The following is a 17,401-nucleotide window of genomic DNA, read 5'->3' on the forward strand; positions in this document are numbered from 1 at the left end:
GCGGCCTGCCTTTTCGCCGCCCGGACGATCGATCGTGACCGCGAGGTCAATCGCAATCGAGCCTGAGAGATGATGACGCTGCGATCCCGGCTTTTGCCCTATCTGCTGCTCGCCCCCTCGGTCGCTTTCCTGGCGGCGCTGTTCCTCGTGCCGCTGGTACAGACCATCTCGCTATCCTTCATGGAAGACGGGACGCCGTCGCTCGCGAACTACAGCCGGATGGTGTCCGACATCAATTTCGGCCCGGCGGTCCGTAACACCTTCCTGCTGGTCCTGACGGTGGTGCCGATCCAGATCGTCATGGCGCTCGCCATGGCGATGATGCTGCAAAAGCTGCCGCGCGGCCGCGATGTCGCTTTGTGGATCTGGACGATCCCGCTGGGAATTTCCGATCTCGCAGCCGGCCTCGTCTGGCTCGCCATCCTGCAGGACAGGGGATATCTCAACAGCGCGCTCTATGGCCTTGGCCTCATCGACGGTCCGACGGCCTGGCTGACCTACGAGACCCCGGTCGCCTTGTTTCTCGGTGTGGTCGTCGCCGAAGTCTGGCGCGCAACCGCCATCGTGCTCGTCATCCTGGTCGCCGGCCTGCAGCTTATCCCCAAGGAATACAAGGAGGCCGCCGAGGTCTTCGGGGCGCGACCCTGGACGATCTTCACGCGGATCACATTGCCGCTGCTCAAGCCCAGCCTGCAGACGGCCCTGATCCTGCGCACGGTGCTGGCCTTCGAGGTCTTCGCGGTGGTCTACGCCATCGGCGGCACCAATTTTCCCGTGTTGGTCGGCGAGGCCTACAACTGGCAGCGCAACTACCAGAATACGGGTGTGGCCGCGGCCTATGCCATGCTGATCGTGGTCATCTCGCTCGCCGCGACGGTCGTCTTCCTGTGGGCGCTCAGGACCAAGCCGGAGCAACAGCCATGATCGCCCTACGCCGCACGGTCTATATCGCCGGCATTGTTGCCCTGTGCGCCTGGGTGCTCGTGCCGATCTATTTCATCGCGCTTGGCGCCTTCGGTGGTCGCATCGGCGTGTTCCGCTGGCCGAAGTCGATCTGGCCGGGGGATACTTCGCTCGCCGCGATGCAGCTCTTCCTACAGGTGGAGGGCGTTGGCCAGGCGATGGTCAACAGCGTCATCGCCGCGGCGATCACCATGGCGTTGTCCATCGCCCTCGGCGCTCCCGCCGGTTACGCGTTGGCGCGCTTCACCTTTCCTGGCCAGAACGCCTATCGCCTCCTGATCTTGCTGACGCGCGCCTTTCCGCTTGCGATCCTGGCGCTGCCGCTGACCGTCGCCTTCATCCGCATCGGGCTTTATGACACGGCCTTCGGTGTCGCCCTGATCCATACGGCGCTGGCCTTGCCCTTCGCGGCTCTCGTCTCGGCCAGCCTTTTCCAGGCAATTCCTCGCGAACTGGAGGAGGCCGCCTGGGTGTTCGGCTGCACCCGGTTGCAGGCCTTCATGAAGGTCGTGCTGCCGCTCGCGCTTCCCGGCATCGCGGCCACCGCGATCTTCGCTTTCGTCATTTCTTGGAACGAGGTCTTCGCCGCCTCGGTGCTGACCGTCCGCAACCGCACCCTGACCGCTTATCTCCTCACCGTGCTTGCGGAATCGCCGCTGCATTTCCGCTTCGCAGGCGGTTTCCTTCTCATCGTGCCGTCCATCGTCTTCATTTTCGCGGTGAGGAAATATCTCTTCGCGATGTGGGGCATCGCCAACCGCTGAGACGCCAGGGCAGGTCCAGCCGCCGCGGACTTTCTGGGAAACAGGAATAGACGAGCAAATGATTGAATTTGCTCCGGAAACATAGGTTCAGCCATGGCCGACATAAAGATCGACAAGATCGCCAAGACCTTCGGCGGGACGCGCGCGCTCGACGAGATCACGCTTGATATTGCCGACGGCGAGTTCATCGCGCTGCTCGGCCCCTCGGGCTGCGGCAAGACCACGCTACTGCGCATCATCGCGGGGCTCGAGACGCGATCCGCGGGACGTGTGATCATCGGTGGACACGATATCAGTGACATACCGACACGCCAGCGCGGCCTCGCGATGGTGTTCCAGAACTACGCGGTCTTTCCCCACATGACCGTCTACGACAATGTCGCCTTCGGCCTGCGCATGCAGAAGGCGGGAGAGGCGCGCGTCAAGGCGCAGGTGGCGCGAGCCGCGGAGCTTCTGCACATCGAGCCCTATCTCGATCGCTACCCGGCCAAGCTTTCGGGCGGTCAACGCCAACGTGTGGCGGTGGCGCGGGCTCTCGCGGTCGAGCCGCCGGTGCTGCTCATGGACGAGCCTTTATCGAACCTCGATGCGCTGCTGCGCCTCGAAATGCGGGCGGAGCTGAAAGCCGTGCTGCGGCAGGCCGGGACCACGACGATCTATGTCACTCATGATCAGACCGAAGCCATGGGGCTTGCCGACCGGATCGCGGTGATGCACGGCGGCCGCATCGTGCAGATCGACAACCCAACCGCCGTCTACAGCCGGCCGCGCACCACCTTCGTCGGCGGGTTCGTCGGCAGTCCGCCGATGAATTTCCTGCCGGTGACCGTGGCCTCGGGCCATATCGCTCTGGACGGGCTGTCCCTCAGCGCGCCTCGGCAGCAGGGAGATTTGCTGGCCGGCATTCGCGCCGAGGACTTCACCTTGGGCGAGGCACAGGAGGGGCTTGCCTTCGAGGTCATGGTGGCGGAGCCGCTCGGCTCGCATATCCTCCTGACCGGCCGGTCGCGTGGACAGATGCTGCGCGTGGTCGCCCCGCCGGACGCTCACTTCCCGTCAGGCACCAAGCTTGGCCTGAAGCCTGACCCCAACCGCATCGTTTGGATGGATGCCGCCTCCGGTGAGGCGCTTGCACAAGAGACAGCAGCATGACCCGTCGCATTGATACCGCCGCCGCGCGCGATGTCCTCATCGCCAACGACCGGGGCGGTTACACCGTACCGACCTCCCGGCTCTATCCGTTCCAGTGGAACTGGGACTCGGCCTTCGTTGCCATGGGCTGGGCGACCTTCGACGAGGAACGCGCCTGGCGGGAGCTGGAGCGGCTGGTCGAGGGGCAATGGGCGGACGGTATGGTGCCGCACATCGTCTTTCATGCGCCGAGCGACGACTACTTTCCCGGGCCTGATGTCTGGGGCACGCATCATAGCCCGCCGACATCGGGCATTTCCCAGCCGCCGGTGCTGGCTAGCGCCGTCAAATTCGTCTTCGACCATGCGAAGGGCGCCGATGCCGCGAAGCGGGCGGAGGGACTGTATCATGCCGCGCTGGCTTCCCACCGCTGGTGGGCCATCGCGCGGGATCCCGAAGGCACAGGCCTCGTCGCCATCCTCCACCCGTGGGAATCCGGGATGGACAATTCGCCGGCCTGGGACGAAGCCTTCGCCCGCGTGCCGGCCGAGCCCAGGACGGAGATCCGCCGGCGAGACACGGCCCATGTGGGCGCGGCCATGCGCCCCCACGATGATGACTATCGTCGTTATATCCACCTCGTCGATATCTTCCGCGAGGCCGGCTGGGATGCCTCCGCTCTATGGGAGAAAGCGCCTTTCAAGGTCGCTGATCTCGCCATCAACGCGATCCTGCAGCGCGCGGAGCAGGATCTGGCGCATCTCGCCGAGCGCTTCGGGAGCGAAGCCGAGAAGGCGGAGATCCGCGCCCGGATAGAGAAGCGCGCCAGGGCGTTGAGCGCGCTCTGGAGCGAGGAAAGAGGCCTCTACCAGCCGCTTGACCTGATCTCCGGCGCCCGCATCGACGTTTCGACCTCGGCGGGTTTTCTCCCACTCTTCGCCGGCCTGCCGAGTGCCGACCAGGCCCGGCGCATGGCGGCGGAAATCGTGCGTTGGCGCGGCAAGGTCGCCCATGGGGTGCCGAGCACATCGCCGTTCGACTCGCGCTTCGAGCCGAAGCGCTACTGGCGCGGCCCTGTCTGGGGCGTCGTCAATTACATGATCGCCGAGGGGCTCGCCGCTTATGAACTGACTGAGGAGGCGGATGCGATCCGCGCCGACACGCGCGGCCTCATCAGCAGCCAGGGCTTCGCGGAATATTTTGATCCGACCACCGGCGAAGGCTTGGGTGGCGGGAGCTTCTCCTGGACCGCGGCGATCGCGCTCCTGCTGTCGCGATAAACGACCGCGCCCAGCGTGCCGAATCTCATCCAGCGCCGGGTTTCATCCCGTCGCGGCCTGATAGGCGGTCAAAGCCGCGCGCAGATCGTCCGGAATAGGGCAGGGCTTGCGCGCGTCCATACCCGTCGTAACCGTCACGAAATGGCCGCGCACCGCCTCGCGGCCATTCTTCATCGCGTGCAGGGTGAGTCGATAGGATGAGCGGCCCATCTCGGCGACAACCACCGCGACATCGAGCGCGTCGCCCATTTCGCTCGGTTGGAAGAAGTCGCAGGCCGCATGCGCATAGCCTAGCCCTATCCGACGGTCCCGGATAAAGAGCCGGTACGGCAACTGCAGCGCATCCGCGAACCAGTCCTCGATGACGCCGTTGAAGAGGTCGAAATACACCGGCGTATAGACGATGCCCGCCGGGTCACAATGGCTGAAGCGGATCGCGACACGCGTGTTCCATGTTCTCGGCGGCAGATCGTCAATGTGCAAGGGTATGGGACGCGGCATTCCGACCTACACGGTTACGCTGTAGCGCTTCAGAAATGTGCGGGCGAAGATCCGCAGCAAGCGATCGCAGGTATAGCCGAGCAGTCCGAGAATGATAATGCCAACGAAGACCCATTCCGTGCGGCCATAGTTGCGCGCTGTCCAGATGAGCGCACCGAGCCCATCCTGCGCCGCCACGATCTCGGCGGAGACCACGGTCAGGAAGGAGTTGCCCATGGCGAGCCGCGCGCCGGTGATCATGAACGGCACAGTCGAGGGGACGACCACGGTCAGCAAGGTCCGAAGCGGGGACGCTCCCAGTGACGCGGCTGCGCGCAGGCGCAGCTCACTCACCGCCTGCACGCCGGCGATCATATTGACAACGATGATGAAGACCGTCGCATAGAAGATGAGCGCGACCTTGGATTCCTCGCCCGGTCCGAGCCAGATCACCGCCAACGTGATGAAGGCGATCGGCGGCACGAAGCGGAAGAACTCGATATAGGGCTCGAGCATCTCGCGGATGATGCGGAAATGCCCCATCAGGATGCCGAGCGGCACGCCGATGATGATGCCGAGGGCCCAGCCGCTGCCAATTCGCGCCAGCGAGGCGACAATGGACTTCGCGAGGGTGCCATCCTCCGCGAGCTCGATCGCCGCGGCCCAGGTGTCGGAGGGAGAGGGGAGAAACAGCGGCGAGATGTTGCTGCTCAGAATCTGCCAGATGATGAGGCCGCCGAGAACCGCCGCAATGGCGATCGCCACCTGGCGAAATTCGGCGAGGCGCGCGAAGCTGCTGGTGCGCGGCGCGGCATTTGCCACATTCGCCGCTGCCGATTGCGACTGGTTCATGCCGTCTTCTCCCGCAAGCCCTGTTGGCGGAGAACCTTGCTGACTTCCTCGCCGATATCGTCCCGCAAATCACGGTGAATGGCGATGGCGCCTGGATCCGTCTCGTCACGGGGGTGAGGCAAGTCGATCGGGACGATCGACTTGATGCGCGCCGCAGGCCCCGTCGTCATGGTGAAAACCCGATCGGCGAGGAGGATCGCCTCTCCGATGTCATGGGTGACGAAGACGATCGTCGAGCGCGTCGCCCGCCAGATCCGGTCGAGTTCGTGCTGCATGACCTCGCGAGTCTGCGCGTCGAGCGCCCCGAAAGGCTCATCCATGAGCATGACGGATGGCTCGTTGACGAGCACACGAGCGATCTGCAGCCGTTGCCGCATGCCGCCGGACAGTTCCGCTGGAAATTTATCGACGGCGTGCCCCAGGCCGACGAGCTCCAGATAGTATCGCGCGGCTTTGGCGCGCTCAGCCTTGTCGACACCGCGGATGCGCGGGCCGTATTCCACGTTCTCGCGCGCTGTAAGCCATGGAAAAAGGGCATCGGAATTCTGGAACACCACGCCACGGTCGATGCCCGGCCCGCGGATTTGCTGGCCGCCCACCAGCAATCTACCCTCCACCGGGATGAACCCGGCGATGGCGTTCAGAAGCGTCGACTTGCCGCAACCCGAGGGGCCGAGCAAGCAAACGAACTCGCCCGCCGCGATCGACAGCGTGATGTCCGAGACAATCCTTTGTCCGGAAATTTGGATACCGACCCCCTCTAGGTCGATAGATGCACCGGCAGGCATTCATGGCCTCCATTATCGCCGGCCGCGAGGACCGTAGGGCCGCTCGGAAACCGTGCAATTGCATATTTGTTCAAGCTTAAAGCATTGGTCAAGTGCTTGTCCCGGACACGTTCCGGCGATGTTGAACATTTGAGGCAACCTTCGGGCCAACGAGAGCGAGTACCCGCAAGGGGCTCCCGGACCCTTGCTGGATCTTGAGCGGAGCGGCGATGACAACTGCGCCGTGTGGCGGCAACCGATCGAGATTGGCAAGGCACTGCAAACCGTAGCGGCCCGCACCGTGCAGGTAGTGATGCGCCGGGTAGGGCGGCAGAAAGTCGGCGGCCTGGCCCGCGTCGGTGCCGATCGTCTCCGTGCCGAAGCCGAGAATGCCCCGTTCCTCCACCAGCCACCGCATCACATCGGCGTCCGGTCCCGGCGTATGCGGCCCGTCATCGCGGAGATTGGCGAAGGCGCGGCCGCTGCGCTTCGCCCAATCGGTCCGCAGCAGGACCCATGCGCCTGCATCGATACGGCCGTGATTCCTTTCCCAAGCCTCGACATAGCCGATGGTCAGCAGGAAATCCGCGTCCGCCGCCGCCTCGGCCGAGCAGTCGATGACAAAGGCCGGCGCCACCATGTGCCGGGTCGGCAAGGTGTCGACCGTATTGTCAGGCAACTGGCGCCCCGTCACCCAGTGGATGGGTGCGTCGAAATGGGTGCCGGTATGTTCTCCGACGGTGAAGTTGTTCCAGTACCACGCCGGCCCGCGGCCATCATAGCGCGATATCGTCTCCATCCGGAACGGCGCGCTCTGGCCGAGCTCCGGCGGCATCACGATCGTCGGGAAATCGGGCGTGAGGGTATGGGTGAGGTCCACAACCTCGACGGCGCCGCTCGCGATCGCGGTGGCAAGGGCAATCAGGTCAATGTCGCTCATCAACGCGTCTCTTGGTTGGTGGACGGCCCCGGGATCGTTCAAGCCTCGTTCGCGAGTTCCCGTTCCACGGCCTTGGGATTGGCCGTCAGCCTGTCACGGATATCGAGCGCGACGTCGCCGATGAAGGCGTCCTCGAGGCCGTTTTCCAGCGCGCGTACGATACCGGAGGCAAGCACGGACGGCGTCACTTTGGGCGGAGGGACGGCCTGGAACCACTCGGTTTCGAGCGGTCCGGAAAAGGCGTTGATGACGCGTATGCCGCCTGGTCGCAACTCGGCGCGCAGGCACTGGCTGAGTGACAGGGCGGCCGCCTGCGCGGCGGAATAGGCGCCCCAGGCTGGCCAGTTGACGAGCGCGAAGACCGACAAGGCATTGACCCAGGCCACGGCGCTATTGGCGCCGTCTGCTCCGCGGCTCATCATGACGGGGCCGAAGCTCCGGGCAAGCCGCATCAGGCCGAAATAGCACCGGTCCATCACGTCCTGAGCCATGACGGTCTCATCCCGGCCGATGACACCCCCGGGACGGACATGCTCGACGGTGTTGACGAGAATATCCGTCTTGGCGCCGAGGCTGGCGGCCAGCCGGTGCACCGAGATCTCGTCGCTCACATCGAGCGGCACGAGCTCGACCGCCGGAATGGAGCGTAGTGCATCCTCGCCGGGGAATGGCTTCCAGTCCTCCGCGATTCCGACGAAGACCTTGGCGGCGCCGGCCTTGACCAGGCTGCGCGTGACAGCCTGTCCCACCGCCCCGCGTCCGTCCGTCACCAGCACGCGCCGAAATTTCGGGGAAGCCGTCAGTTCACGCAGCACGGGGTCGTCAGCCATGGCGGGCCTATCCGTTGGGGGCAGTGCTATCATCACCGGCCGTCCCCCCTTGTCGAGCTTGAGCGCGAGCCGCACGACCCCGCCCTCACGGCAGGCGCCATGAAGATGGGCGATGACACGCGGCCCGGCGTCGAGGACGACGATACCCGTTCGCCAAGGGGCGCGCTCGCGGAAATAGGGCTCGCTCGGCACCTCGACGCTCGTCTCGCAAACAAGCCTTCCGCGTGGATCGACATCCCGCAACGCCAAGTCCGCGGACAGGCAGTGCCCGCAGGCGTCGCGGGGCGGATAGGCAACCGTGCCGCACTGCCCACACACTTGCAGGGCGAAGCGCCCCTCGGCGGCCGGCTTCAGCAGTCCGAGCGCCGTGCGGCTGCGCGCCTGCGGCGGCAGGAGCGGCTGCGGTGTGCGCAGAAGAGGGTTTTTGCGTCTCGGGGCCAATAGCGGAGAGGGAGGCGAGCGATCCGTCATGACGACCTCGCGAGAATGGCGGCGCCGGACGCGAGCCCCCGGTCGTAGTTGATCATGCCGAAACCGGACGCGAGGCCGTATTGCGCGCCTGGCACCTGGGTCGCTCCGGCGCTCCCCAGCAATTGCCGGATGCTTTCGACGAGGCCGAGATGACCGCCCGCCGCTCCGGCCTGCCCGACCGAGAGCTGGCCGCCGGAGGTATTATGCGGAAAGGAGCCATGGATCGTAAATTCGTGCGTCCGCACGAAATCCGGCCCTTCGCCCTTCGCGCAGAAGCCGAGATCCTCGAACTGCATCATCGAGATCACGGGATAGTCGTCGTAGGTCTGCACGAAATCGAGGGCGTCCGGGCCGATTCCAGCCATGGCGTAGAGCTCGTCCACATCCATTGCCCAGCCGCCGCGAATCTGGACGGGGTCGTCCGCGAAGGCGTTGTGGCGCTCGATAGTCGAGAGCAGGCGGACCGACGGCAGGCCAAAATCCCGCGCGGTCTCCTCGCGCATGACGAGAAAGGCTTCCGCACCCGCGCAGGGCATGACGCAATCGAAGAGATGGATCGGCTCGGCGATCGGCCGCGCGGCCATATAGGCGTCCAGCGTCAGCGGCTTCTTCATGAGCGCGTGGGGATTGCGCAGGGCATTGTCGCGCTGGGCGACACAAAGCTTGCCGAAATCCTCCCGCCTAGCGCCGAAGAGGTTCATGTAGTTGCGGGCGATTAGCGCAAAGCTAGCGTTCGCGCCCCCCGCCCCATAAGGATAGACCGCGTCCTGCGAGAAGCGGCTGAAATGCGCGAGGAGCTGGCGAAATCCATCCACGCTGTTTGTGTCCCCGGCGACGCAGGCAACCACGTCGGCGTCGCCGGACTGGACGGCGCGCGCCGCCCGGCGCAGCGAGACGATGCCGCTGACGCCGCCCATCGGCACATGGTCGAGCCAGCGCGGCGACAGGCCGAAATGCTGGGTGAGGCCAATAGCCGTATCCGGCCCGATGCCGAAGCTCGCCAGACCGAAGCCGTCGAGATCGGTCCGCTGCAGCCCGCTCTCCGCGATGAGGGCGGCGAGCGCACGGCCAATCCACCAATGCGCGCTCTCGATGGAGTAACGCGCATAGGGCACCGTCACCGGCGTCGTGACGACCACGCCGTCATAAGGTTGCCGCCGCCCGCCGGTCACGCGGCCCTCAGGCCGGCTTCACGCATCAGCGGCAGAACCCGGTCCGTGAAGAAGGGTAGCTCATAGGTGTAATTGACGAAGGACAATGCGGCACCTGCATAGCCCTGCGCAGAGATGGCCAGGAGGTCCTCCACGATCTTCTCCGGCGTACCAACAAGCGGATAGCTCCCAGCGCCACCCGCGAAGCGCTTCTGCGCCTGCTCGAAAGCGGCCTTGTCGAAATCGCTCGCGAAATGACGGTTGCCCGACATGCGCGTTTCCAGCGCGGACTGGTCGGCCATCTCTACCGCATAGCGGTGATAGTAGGCCTCGGCTTCCGCCTGTGTCTCCCGGCAGACGACGTGACAGACCGTATAAAGCCCGACCTCGCGGCCGGCAGCTGCGGCGCGCTGGCGCACATCAGCCGCGTGCGTCCCGGCATCCTCGATGGTCCCGAAGGTCGTGAACAGGAAATCGCACTGGGCCGCCGCGAAGTCGCGGCCATGCGGGCTGAAGGCCGCGTTCATGGTGACGGGGCGTGGGACCTGCAGGGCAGCCGGGCGGCTGACGACGTCCTTGAGCGTGTAGAACTTGCCGTTGAAGTCGAAGGGCTGGTCATCACCGTAGCACCGCTCGATCACGTCCATCCACTCAGCGGCCTGGGTGTAGCCATCCTCATGAAGCGCGATGCCGAACATGCCGAACTCGGCCGGGCTCCATCCACAGACGATATTGAGGCCAGCGCGGCCGCCGGAGATGTGATCGACGGTGGCGAGCGCTTTCGCGGCATAGATCGGGTGCACGACAGGTACATGCACTGTCATGAATAGGGCGATCTGTTCTGTGGCGGCCGCGAGGCCGGCAGCCCATGTAAATGTCTCGAATGACCATTCGCGAACACGGTTCTTGCCGCCGTATCCGCGCCAACGCGCGATGGGGAGGAAGAATTCCAGTCCCGCGCGGTCAGCGATCTGGGCTGCGGTCAAATTGTCCGTCCAGCGCGCGGGCCAGCGCTCCGGCACCGTCGTTATGGCCAAGCCGCCATCGGCATTGGCGGAAAAGACACCGAGCTTGAAGCGATTGGGACCTTTGAGCGGGTGCTGCTTTAACACGGAAATGCCTCCCTGCGCCCCTGCGGATAACAGCCGCCGAAAATCAGTATGCGGTGGTTCATGCCATTTGACGAGCTATAATTTCAAGTCTAAACTATTCGAATTGAGGCGCTTGTCTATAGCCATCTCGCGATCGGGTGCGTGGCACTGCAAGAATTCATGTTGCTCTTGCGTGTTTACATGTAGTGAATAAGACTAACGAAATAGAGGGTTAGGTATTTTTTCTGAAAATCGCGTTCGCATGAAAGTTGGCGACGTGCTCGGGGGGGCTGCTTTGGCAACTAATTTATGCAAATGCATCCATTTCGATTTTAGCGGCGGCGCATGCGCGGCTTTTTCATCGCGGGTAACTCATGACTGATCGTGGAGAGGCCGCTTTTATCGAGGAGTTGCACGCCGCGCTCGGTGCCGCCGTGTTTACTGGCGAGGACATTCCGGCACGGTTCCACAATGACTGGAGCGGGCTGCCACCCGTTCGTCCAGTCGCCTTGATCCGGCCGCGCGAAACCGCCGAAGTTGCGATCGCGCTCCAAATCGCGTCTCGCCATGGCATAACGATCGTGCCGCAGGGCGGCCTTACGGGGTTGGCGGGTGGCGCGCAGCCCGTCGCCGGCGGCGCCGTTCTATCCCTCGACCGCATGAGCGGCGTCGAGGAAATCGATCCGGTGATGGCGAGTATGACCGTCAAGGCCGGCACGCCGCTTGAGGTTGCCCAGAAGGCGGCGGAGGAGGCGGGACTCTTCCTGGGTCTTGATCTTGGCGCGCGTGGGTCCTGTCAGATCGGCGGCAATCTGGCGACCAATGCCGGCGGCAATCGCGTGATCCGCTACGGGATGGCGCGTGAGCATGTGCTCGGCCTCGAGGTCGTGCTGCCCGACGGCACGGTGGTGACGTCGCTGAACAAGCTCATCAAGAACAACGCGGGTTATGATCTGAAGCAGCTGTTCATCGGCTCCGAGGGGACGCTCGGCATTATCACCCGCGTCGTCCTACGGCTCCAAGCCAAGCCTCTTACGGTGAACACGATCTTCTGTGGCTGCCAGGATTTTCCCGCGGTTCTCGAATTGCTGAAAGGCGCGCGGGCGCGCCTCGGTCCCGCCTTGTCGGCCTTCGAGGTCATGTGGCCGAGCTTCTATGATTTCATGACCGGCAACCTGAGCGAACTGCGCCGTCCGCTCGGCCGTTCCCATGGAATTTATGTCCTGCTCGAACAAAGCGGCTTCGATCCGGAAGTCGACAGCGGGCGGATGGAAGCCGTCATGGGCGAAATGCTTGAGGCAGGCGTTGTCGAGGACGCCGTGCTCGCCTCCTCGGACCGCGAAACGCGTGACCTCTGGGCCGTCCGGGACAGCGTGTCGGAATACGGCAAGCTGATGGGGCCGCTCACGGCTTTCGACGTCGGTCTGCCGACGAGCTGTATGGCGGAGGTGGTGGCCGCCATCGAGGCGGAGTATCAGGCGCGCTGGCCTGGCGCCATTCTGCTTGTCTATGGTCATATCGGGGACAGCAACCTGCATCTGGTCGCCAATGTACCAGCCGCCGGCGCTCATCAACCTCACGACGAGATTACGGATCTTGTGCTGGGTGCCGTGCGGGCGGCCGGGGGCACGGTTTCGGCCGAGCATGGCATCGGCCTTCTGAAAAAGAAGTATCTCCATTTTACACGGTCCGACGCTGAGCTGGAGCTGATGAAGCGGCTCAAGGCGGCACTGGACCCGGCCGATATTCTGAACACGGGCAAGGTTTTAGCGCTATAGGCCGGGGAAAAATTATGATGCGACGTCGGTTTTATACGGGAGCCAATCTGGAGAGGGCTGTAGCCATCTCCGATCTGCGCGCCCGCATGCACCGGCGGCTGCCGAATTTCCTGACCGAATATATCGAGGGCGGTGCTGAGGAAGAGCTGACCATACGCGAAAACCGGGAAATCTTCTCGCGCATCCTGTTTCGTCCGAACGCTTTGATCAATGCCGCTGGCGTTGACGCATCCACACAGCTTTTCGGCCAAACCCTGCGCTTGCCCGTCGTCGTCGCGCCCACGGGATCGAACGGCCTCTACTGGCATGAAGGAGACCAATGTCTGGCGCGGGCGTCCGCGGCGTTCGGCATTCCCTTCACGCAGAGTACCGTATCCAATGCTCGGCTGGAGGACATCGCCGCGCTTGCCGGCGTTCGGCACTGGATGCAGCTCTATGTCTTTCGTCCTCGCGATTTCATGGAAGAGTTGGTTGCCCGTGCCGAGGCCGCCGGTTCGGAAGCGCTGGTGGTGACCGTCGACGCGGCCGCATTCGGCAATCGTGAGTGGGACCGGCGCAACTACAGCCGCGACATGGAGCCGACATTCACCAACAAGCTCGACGTCCTGCGGCGCCCGCATTGGATGGCGAACGTGTTGACGCGGGGATTGCCGACCTTCGCCAATGTCGCCGACAAGGTCCCGCCCGCAGCGCGAAACTACCGCCGCACCGCGAGCTGGACCCGCGAGCAGATGGACCTCGCTTTCGACTGGTCCGATATCGCGACGCTACGCCGCATCTGGCCGCGCCACCTCATCATCAAGGGGCTCGTCACCGCGGATGACGCCGCGCGCGCGGCCGATGTCGGTGCGGACGGGGTGGTACTCAGCAACCACGGCGGACGACAACTCGATGGCATGGTCTCGGGTCTTTCGACGCTGCCGGAGGCGCGTCGGCGTGTCGGCGACAGGTTTACGATACTGGTGGATGGCGGCTTCCGGCGCGGTACTGATATCGTCAAGGCGCTCGCGCTCGGCGCCGATGCCGTGATGGTCGGCCGGGCGGCGCTCTATGGCCTTGCCGCCGGCGGAGAGGCAGGGGTGACACGAGCGCTTGTGATCCTCGAGCAAGAGGTTCTGCGCACGATGGCTCTTCTCGGCCGCCTTACGGTGGCTGACCTTGGCCCGGATTGTCTGAGCGGACGTGGCGATCCGCTCAATGAACTCACGGCTTCGCCTTTCATGCGTGAAACGCAGGCGACGGTGAACTGGCAGCTTGATCGTGCTGAGAAACTGGAAGAAGGCAGGTTTGTGTGATGTTTGTGTTCAATGAGCGCAGCCTGCGCCAGCATTTGCAGGAAGGCGGCCAGTTCAGTGTATTCTGGTTTTCGCTGGGCGCCCCCGCGCTCATCGAACTTGCGGTAACGGCCGGCCCGGACGCCATCGTCGTCGATGCACAGCATGGCCTCTGGGACCGGCATTCTCTTGAGCATGCCGTCGCGGCTACCGGCGGCAAGGTTCCGCTCCTCGTGCGCACCATGGATGGCACCAAAGGCGCCATCAGCACAGCGCTCGACGCGGGCGCAGTCGGCGTGATCGCCCCCCTGATCGAAACGGCCGAGGAGGCGCGCCACGTCGTTGAGGCGGCGCGATTTCCGCCCCGTGGCGTGCGTTCCGGTGGCGGGGTCCGGCCACTCGCCAGCGATTTCGCGGCTTACTATGCCGCAGCCAATACGCATACCCTTGTCGGTGTGATGATCGAGACCATGGCGGGCGTCGCGAATGCCGAAGCGATCGCTGCCGTGGAAGGGGTCGATCTTGTCCTCATCGGGACGGGAGATCTGGCGATTTCACTGGGCACGTTCCCGGCGGCCGATCCGCGCCACGAGGAAGCCTGCAACACAGTGTTGGCCGCCTGCCGGAAGGCGGGGGTCGCGTGTGGGATCTTCACGCCGCATGCCGAGGCCGCCGCGAGGCGCGCTGCGCAAGGCTACAGCCTGACGGTGGTTGCCAACGACATCGATGTGGTCTCGCGCGGTTTTGCGAATGCCCAATCGACCTTTCGCCGCGGGGAAGCCGAGGCATAGTGAAGGCAGACGCGAGGGAACACCGCGCAGGTGCCCATTCGTCAAAGAGAGCAATAACGAGGAGCGGGAATACAATGACAAAAATGTTGGATAGGAAAACAGAATCTAGAATGCGCCGGATAGGCATCGCCGCCTTTACGAGCTTCGGGTTGATGACGGCTTCCGTTTTCGCGGCGGAGCCGGTGACGATAGGGACGGGCGTTGATGCGTCATTCTCACCTGTGTTCGTCGCCCTGCAGAACAAGCTGTTCGAGAAGGAGGGGCTGAACGTCACCACCCAAAACTATCCGTCGGGTGGCGAGGCGACGGACGCGGTTGGCGCGGGCCAGCTCAACATGACGGTCGTGGGGGCGCCCGCTGCGCTCAATCGCGGATCTCGTGTCGATGTGAGGATCCTCGCCATCGTCGAAACCCACGGCAAATTTGTGAAGCTCGTCGCTCGCAAGGGCATCACGGACCCGAGCCAGATCAAGAAGATCGGCTTCGCGCCGGCGGGGGACAGTGAATATTCCGTGCGGCTGGCGATGAAGAAGTACAATATTCCCAATGTCGAGCTGGTGCGCTCTGCTCCGCCCGAGCTGCCGGCGCTGCTGACGCGCGGTGATATCGATGCCTTCTTTATCTGGGAGCCTTGGCCCTCTCTTGCCGTGAAGCAGGGAGGCAGCGTTCTGGCGGTCAGCGAAGACGTCGGCCATCTCGGCACGATCGTCCTCGTGACCTCGGCAGACTGGCTGAAGCAGCACAGGGCCGCCGCCGAGGGCGTCGCCCGTGCGCTCGCTCAGGCGTGTGACGCTATCCGCGCCAATCCGGAAGAAGCTGGAAAAGCGGCGCAGATGGCGGGCAAGATCCCCGTCGACCAGACCGTGCAATTCGTCAAGGAGGTTGACTGCAAGGTTCGCAGCGTGACCGACAAGGACCTTGAGGACTATGATCGGATCGCGGATTTCCTGCTGGAGCAGAAGATCACCAAGACCAAGACAGATCTCAGCAAAGTCGTCGTGAAGGATTTCTACAAGCCCTGATAGGCGAGGACCCCGGCGTCGTCGCCGGGGTCTTTTTTCAATCCATCGGCCCTAGCGCTTGAGCACGATGCCGGCCGCGTCGCGGTCCCATGTCGCTGCGGTGCGTCCGCGCTCCCGCAGCTTGAACTTCTGGACCTTGCCATTTTCGGTGCGCGGCAAGTCCTCCACGAATTCGATGAAGCGGGGAATGGCAAAATAGGAAAGCTTGCCCTCACAGAAATGGACGATCTCCGCGGGGCTCACCTTGATGCCTTCCTTCAGCACGATGGCGGCCATCACCTCATCTTCCGCCAGTTCCGACGACACGGGGAAGACGGCGGCAACGCCGACCGCCGCGTGGGCGGCGAGCACCTGCTCCACCTCATAAGAGGAGATGTTCTCGCCACGCCGGCGGATCGCATCCTTCATGCGGTCGATGAAACGGAAATAGCCGTCTGCGTTGCGCACGACGCGGTCACCGGTATGCAGCCAAAGGTTGCGCCACGTTTCAACGGTCTTTTCCGGCATGTCGAAATAACCCGACGCCATGGAGAAGGGCTCGCGGGCGCGCAGCAGCAGTTCGCCGGGCACGCCGTCAGGCACGGGATTGTCGTCTTCGTCGGCGACGATGGCCTCGAAGCCGTCAACCACCTGGCCGAGCCAGTTGGGCGTGAGGTTTTCACGCGTCGAGCCGATGACCGCGTTGCTTTCCGTCGTGCCGAAACCGTCGAGCAGCAGGATGCCGGTGCGCTTCAGGAAGGTTTCATGGAGGCCCGCGGGCACGCCGGGTGCCAGCGCCACGCGCGCCTTGTGACGGCTCTCGACGGCGCTCGGCTCGCGCGAGAGCAGCATCGGCACCATGGCGCCGAGCAGATAGGTGACGGTGGCGCCATGGGTCTCCAAAGCCTCGAAGAAGCCGGAGACAGAGAATCGCCGTTCAACGCGTTGCGTTGCGCCGTGGATCAGCGCCTGGAAGAAACAATTCAGCGCGTTAGTGTGGAACAACGGCAATGTCGTCATCAGCACATCGCCCTCGCGGACGCCGAGCTGACGTCCGGTGACGACGCCCCACCAGAAGAACTGCCCGTGCGGACAGACGACTCCCTTCGACGGACCGGTCGTGCCGGAAGTGTAGAGGATGATGAAGGGATCGCCCGGCGTAACCGCGGCCGGCTCCGTCGCCTCGTCGCCAAGCGACGGAAAGAGCCGCCAGTCGCATCCGGCGAGGGCGCCCGTATCGGCTCCGGGATCGCCGATGACCCAGATGGTATCGATCGGCAAGGCGGCGAGATCGACGGTCGCGAGGGCCGGCAGGAACTCGGCTTCCACGATCAGGAGGCGCGCGGCGCAATTGCCGAGAATATGCTGGAGCTGGAAGCCGCGCGATGCCGTGTTGATCGGCACGGAAACGGCGCCGAGCCAGCCGCAGGCGAGCACGATTTCGATGAGCTCCGGACTGTTCCCGCTGATCAGGGCAATCCGGTCGCCTTTCGCAATGCCGGCTTCCTGCAAAATCGTCGCCCGGCGCGCGACAATGTCCGAGAGATCGGAATAGCTCCAGCGCGCGTCCCCGCAGGAGAACAGCAGGCGCTCGCCGAACCGCTCGGCCTGGCGCCGCAGCAGCGTCGGCACAGTGCGCTCGGGTGGCGCAAACATTTCAGCTGGCATGGGGGAGTGAGTGTCTGCCGGCATGGCGCGGATCCGATCCCTGTCAATAAGTCGAATGACTATATGCAAATGCAAATTAATATGCAACATTAAATAAAATCATCATTTATGCCTTTGCGGTGTAAGTGAAAAATCAGTATTTGTCTGGTAATCGTACGCAAGGGAGGCC

16 protein-coding genes are annotated in these 17,401 nt (G+C 64.0%); 8 read left to right on the top strand and 8 right to left on the bottom strand.

The features are described 5' to 3' along the window. The first annotated feature begins 72 nt into the window (after positions 1-72). The 4 genes from KIO74_RS21865 (at position 73) to KIO74_RS21880 (ending at position 4,138) form a co-directional block, all read left to right on the top strand. Positions 73-924, top strand: coding sequence for a carbohydrate ABC transporter permease (locus KIO74_RS21865; RefSeq protein ID WP_213339129.1), 852 nt, complete (start codon positions 73-75; stop codon positions 922-924). After that, a complete protein-coding gene (locus KIO74_RS21870) occupies positions 921-1,727 on the top strand; it encodes a carbohydrate ABC transporter permease (protein WP_213336604.1) in 807 nt (268 codons plus the stop codon). The genes KIO74_RS21865 and KIO74_RS21870 overlap by 4 nt, the downstream gene beginning before the upstream one ends. Positions 1,728-1,820: 93 nt before the next feature. Further along, positions 1,821-2,879, top strand: coding sequence for an ABC transporter ATP-binding protein (locus tag KIO74_RS21875; protein ID WP_213336607.1), 1,059 nt, complete (start codon positions 1,821-1,823; stop codon positions 2,877-2,879). Next, complete coding sequence (locus KIO74_RS21880) at positions 2,876-4,138, top strand: amylo-alpha-1,6-glucosidase (RefSeq protein WP_213336610.1); 1,263 nt, start codon at positions 2,876-2,878, stop codon at positions 4,136-4,138. The genes KIO74_RS21875 and KIO74_RS21880 overlap by 4 nt, the downstream gene beginning before the upstream one ends. A gap of 42 nt (positions 4,139-4,180) precedes the next feature. On the opposite strand, the gene KIO74_RS21885 is transcribed toward KIO74_RS21880, so the two are convergent. The 7 genes from KIO74_RS21885 to KIO74_RS21915 form a co-directional block, all read right to left on the bottom strand. Beyond that, positions 4,181-4,639: an acyl-CoA thioesterase gene (locus KIO74_RS21885; protein WP_213336613.1), complete on the bottom strand. Its 459-nt coding sequence runs from the start codon at positions 4,637-4,639 to the stop codon at positions 4,181-4,183. 6 nt (positions 4,640-4,645) lie between these two features. Continuing rightward, a complete protein-coding gene (locus KIO74_RS21890; protein WP_213336616.1) occupies positions 4,646-5,470 on the bottom strand; it encodes an ABC transporter permease in 825 nt (274 codons plus the stop codon). Next, on the bottom strand, positions 5,467-6,258 hold the full coding sequence (locus KIO74_RS21895; RefSeq protein ID WP_213336619.1) for an ABC transporter ATP-binding protein: 792 nt from the start codon (positions 6,256-6,258) through the stop codon (positions 5,467-5,469). Before KIO74_RS21895 ends, KIO74_RS21890 begins: the two co-directional genes overlap by 4 nt. Positions 6,259-6,346: 88 nt before the next feature. Beyond that, positions 6,347-7,177, bottom strand: coding sequence for a cyclase family protein (locus KIO74_RS21900; RefSeq protein ID WP_213336623.1), 831 nt, complete (start codon positions 7,175-7,177; stop codon positions 6,347-6,349). Positions 7,178-7,215: 38 nt separating this feature from the next. Next, on the bottom strand, positions 7,216-8,478 hold the full coding sequence (locus KIO74_RS21905; RefSeq protein WP_213336625.1) for an SDR family NAD(P)-dependent oxidoreductase: 1,263 nt from the start codon (positions 8,476-8,478) through the stop codon (positions 7,216-7,218). Continuing rightward, positions 8,475-9,650 (bottom strand): thiolase family protein, encoded by a 1,176-nt coding sequence (locus KIO74_RS21910; protein WP_213336628.1) that lies wholly within the window; start codon positions 9,648-9,650, stop codon positions 8,475-8,477. Before KIO74_RS21910 ends, KIO74_RS21905 begins: the two co-directional genes overlap by 4 nt. Continuing rightward, positions 9,647-10,741: an LLM class flavin-dependent oxidoreductase gene (locus KIO74_RS21915; RefSeq protein WP_213336631.1), complete on the bottom strand. Its 1,095-nt coding sequence runs from the start codon at positions 10,739-10,741 to the stop codon at positions 9,647-9,649. The genes KIO74_RS21910 and KIO74_RS21915 overlap by 4 nt, the downstream gene beginning before the upstream one ends. 353 nt (positions 10,742-11,094) lie before the next feature. Here KIO74_RS21915 and KIO74_RS21920 point away from each other — a divergent pair, with 353 nt between their 5' ends. From KIO74_RS21920 to KIO74_RS21935, 4 genes are all read left to right on the top strand, one after another. Continuing rightward, complete coding sequence (locus KIO74_RS21920) at positions 11,095-12,498, top strand: FAD-binding oxidoreductase (protein ID WP_213336634.1); 1,404 nt, start codon at positions 11,095-11,097, stop codon at positions 12,496-12,498. A gap of 17 nt (positions 12,499-12,515) precedes the next feature. Further along, on the top strand, positions 12,516-13,793 hold the full coding sequence (locus KIO74_RS21925) for an alpha-hydroxy acid oxidase (protein WP_213336636.1): 1,278 nt from the start codon (positions 12,516-12,518) through the stop codon (positions 13,791-13,793). Further along, positions 13,793-14,563, top strand: a complete 771-nt coding sequence (locus tag KIO74_RS21930; RefSeq protein WP_213336639.1) for an HpcH/HpaI aldolase family protein — start codon at positions 13,793-13,795, stop codon at positions 14,561-14,563. The genes KIO74_RS21925 and KIO74_RS21930 overlap by 1 nt, the downstream gene beginning before the upstream one ends. A 110-nt stretch (positions 14,564-14,673) precedes the next feature. After that, positions 14,674-15,585, top strand: a complete 912-nt coding sequence (locus KIO74_RS21935; protein WP_213336642.1) for an ABC transporter substrate-binding protein — start codon at positions 14,674-14,676, stop codon at positions 15,583-15,585. A gap of 51 nt (positions 15,586-15,636) precedes the next feature. On the opposite strand, the gene KIO74_RS21940 is transcribed toward KIO74_RS21935, so the two are convergent. After that, on the bottom strand, positions 15,637-17,256 hold the full coding sequence (locus tag KIO74_RS21940) for an ATP-dependent acyl-CoA ligase (protein ID WP_213336645.1): 1,620 nt from the start codon (positions 17,254-17,256) through the stop codon (positions 15,637-15,639). Between the last annotated feature and the right edge of the window lie 145 nt (positions 17,257-17,401).

Source organism: Chelatococcus sp. HY11, from assembly GCF_018398335.1.
Classification (GTDB): Bacteria; Pseudomonadota; Alphaproteobacteria; order Rhizobiales; family Beijerinckiaceae; genus Chelatococcus.

Excerpts from the sequence above, each read along its gene's own strand:
- KIO74_RS21890 (WP_213336616.1), bottom strand. The coding sequence starts at position 5,470 with ATGAACCAGTCGCAATCGGCAGCGGCGAATGTGGCAAATGCCGCGCCG.
- KIO74_RS21925 (WP_213336636.1), top strand. The coding sequence starts at position 12,516 with ATGCGACGTCGGTTTTATACGGGAGCCAATCTGGAGAGGGCTGTAGCC.
- KIO74_RS21935 (WP_213336642.1), top strand. The coding sequence starts at position 14,674 with ATGCGCCGGATAGGCATCGCCGCCTTTACGAGCTTCGGGTTGATGACG.
- KIO74_RS21880 (WP_213336610.1), top strand. The coding sequence starts at position 2,876 with ATGACCCGTCGCATTGATACCGCCGCCGCGCGCGATGTCCTCATCGCC.
- KIO74_RS21940 (WP_213336645.1), bottom strand. The coding sequence starts at position 17,256 with ATGCCGGCAGACACTCACTCCCCCATGCCAGCTGAAATGTTTGCGCCA.
- KIO74_RS21930 (WP_213336639.1), top strand. The coding sequence starts at position 13,793 with ATGTTTGTGTTCAATGAGCGCAGCCTGCGCCAGCATTTGCAGGAAGGC.
- KIO74_RS21865 (WP_213339129.1), top strand. The coding sequence starts at position 73 with ATGACGCTGCGATCCCGGCTTTTGCCCTATCTGCTGCTCGCCCCCTCG.
- KIO74_RS21870 (WP_213336604.1), top strand. The coding sequence starts at position 921 with ATGATCGCCCTACGCCGCACGGTCTATATCGCCGGCATTGTTGCCCTG.
- KIO74_RS21875 (WP_213336607.1), top strand. The coding sequence starts at position 1,821 with ATGGCCGACATAAAGATCGACAAGATCGCCAAGACCTTCGGCGGGACG.
- KIO74_RS21900 (WP_213336623.1), bottom strand. The coding sequence starts at position 7,177 with ATGAGCGACATTGACCTGATTGCCCTTGCCACCGCGATCGCGAGCGGC.
- KIO74_RS21895 (WP_213336619.1), bottom strand. The coding sequence starts at position 6,258 with ATGCCTGCCGGTGCATCTATCGACCTAGAGGGGGTCGGTATCCAAATT.
- KIO74_RS21905 (WP_213336625.1), bottom strand. The coding sequence starts at position 8,478 with ATGACGGATCGCTCGCCTCCCTCTCCGCTATTGGCCCCGAGACGCAAA.
- KIO74_RS21885 (WP_213336613.1), bottom strand. The coding sequence starts at position 4,639 with ATGCCGCGTCCCATACCCTTGCACATTGACGATCTGCCGCCGAGAACA.
- KIO74_RS21920 (WP_213336634.1), top strand. The coding sequence starts at position 11,095 with ATGACTGATCGTGGAGAGGCCGCTTTTATCGAGGAGTTGCACGCCGCG.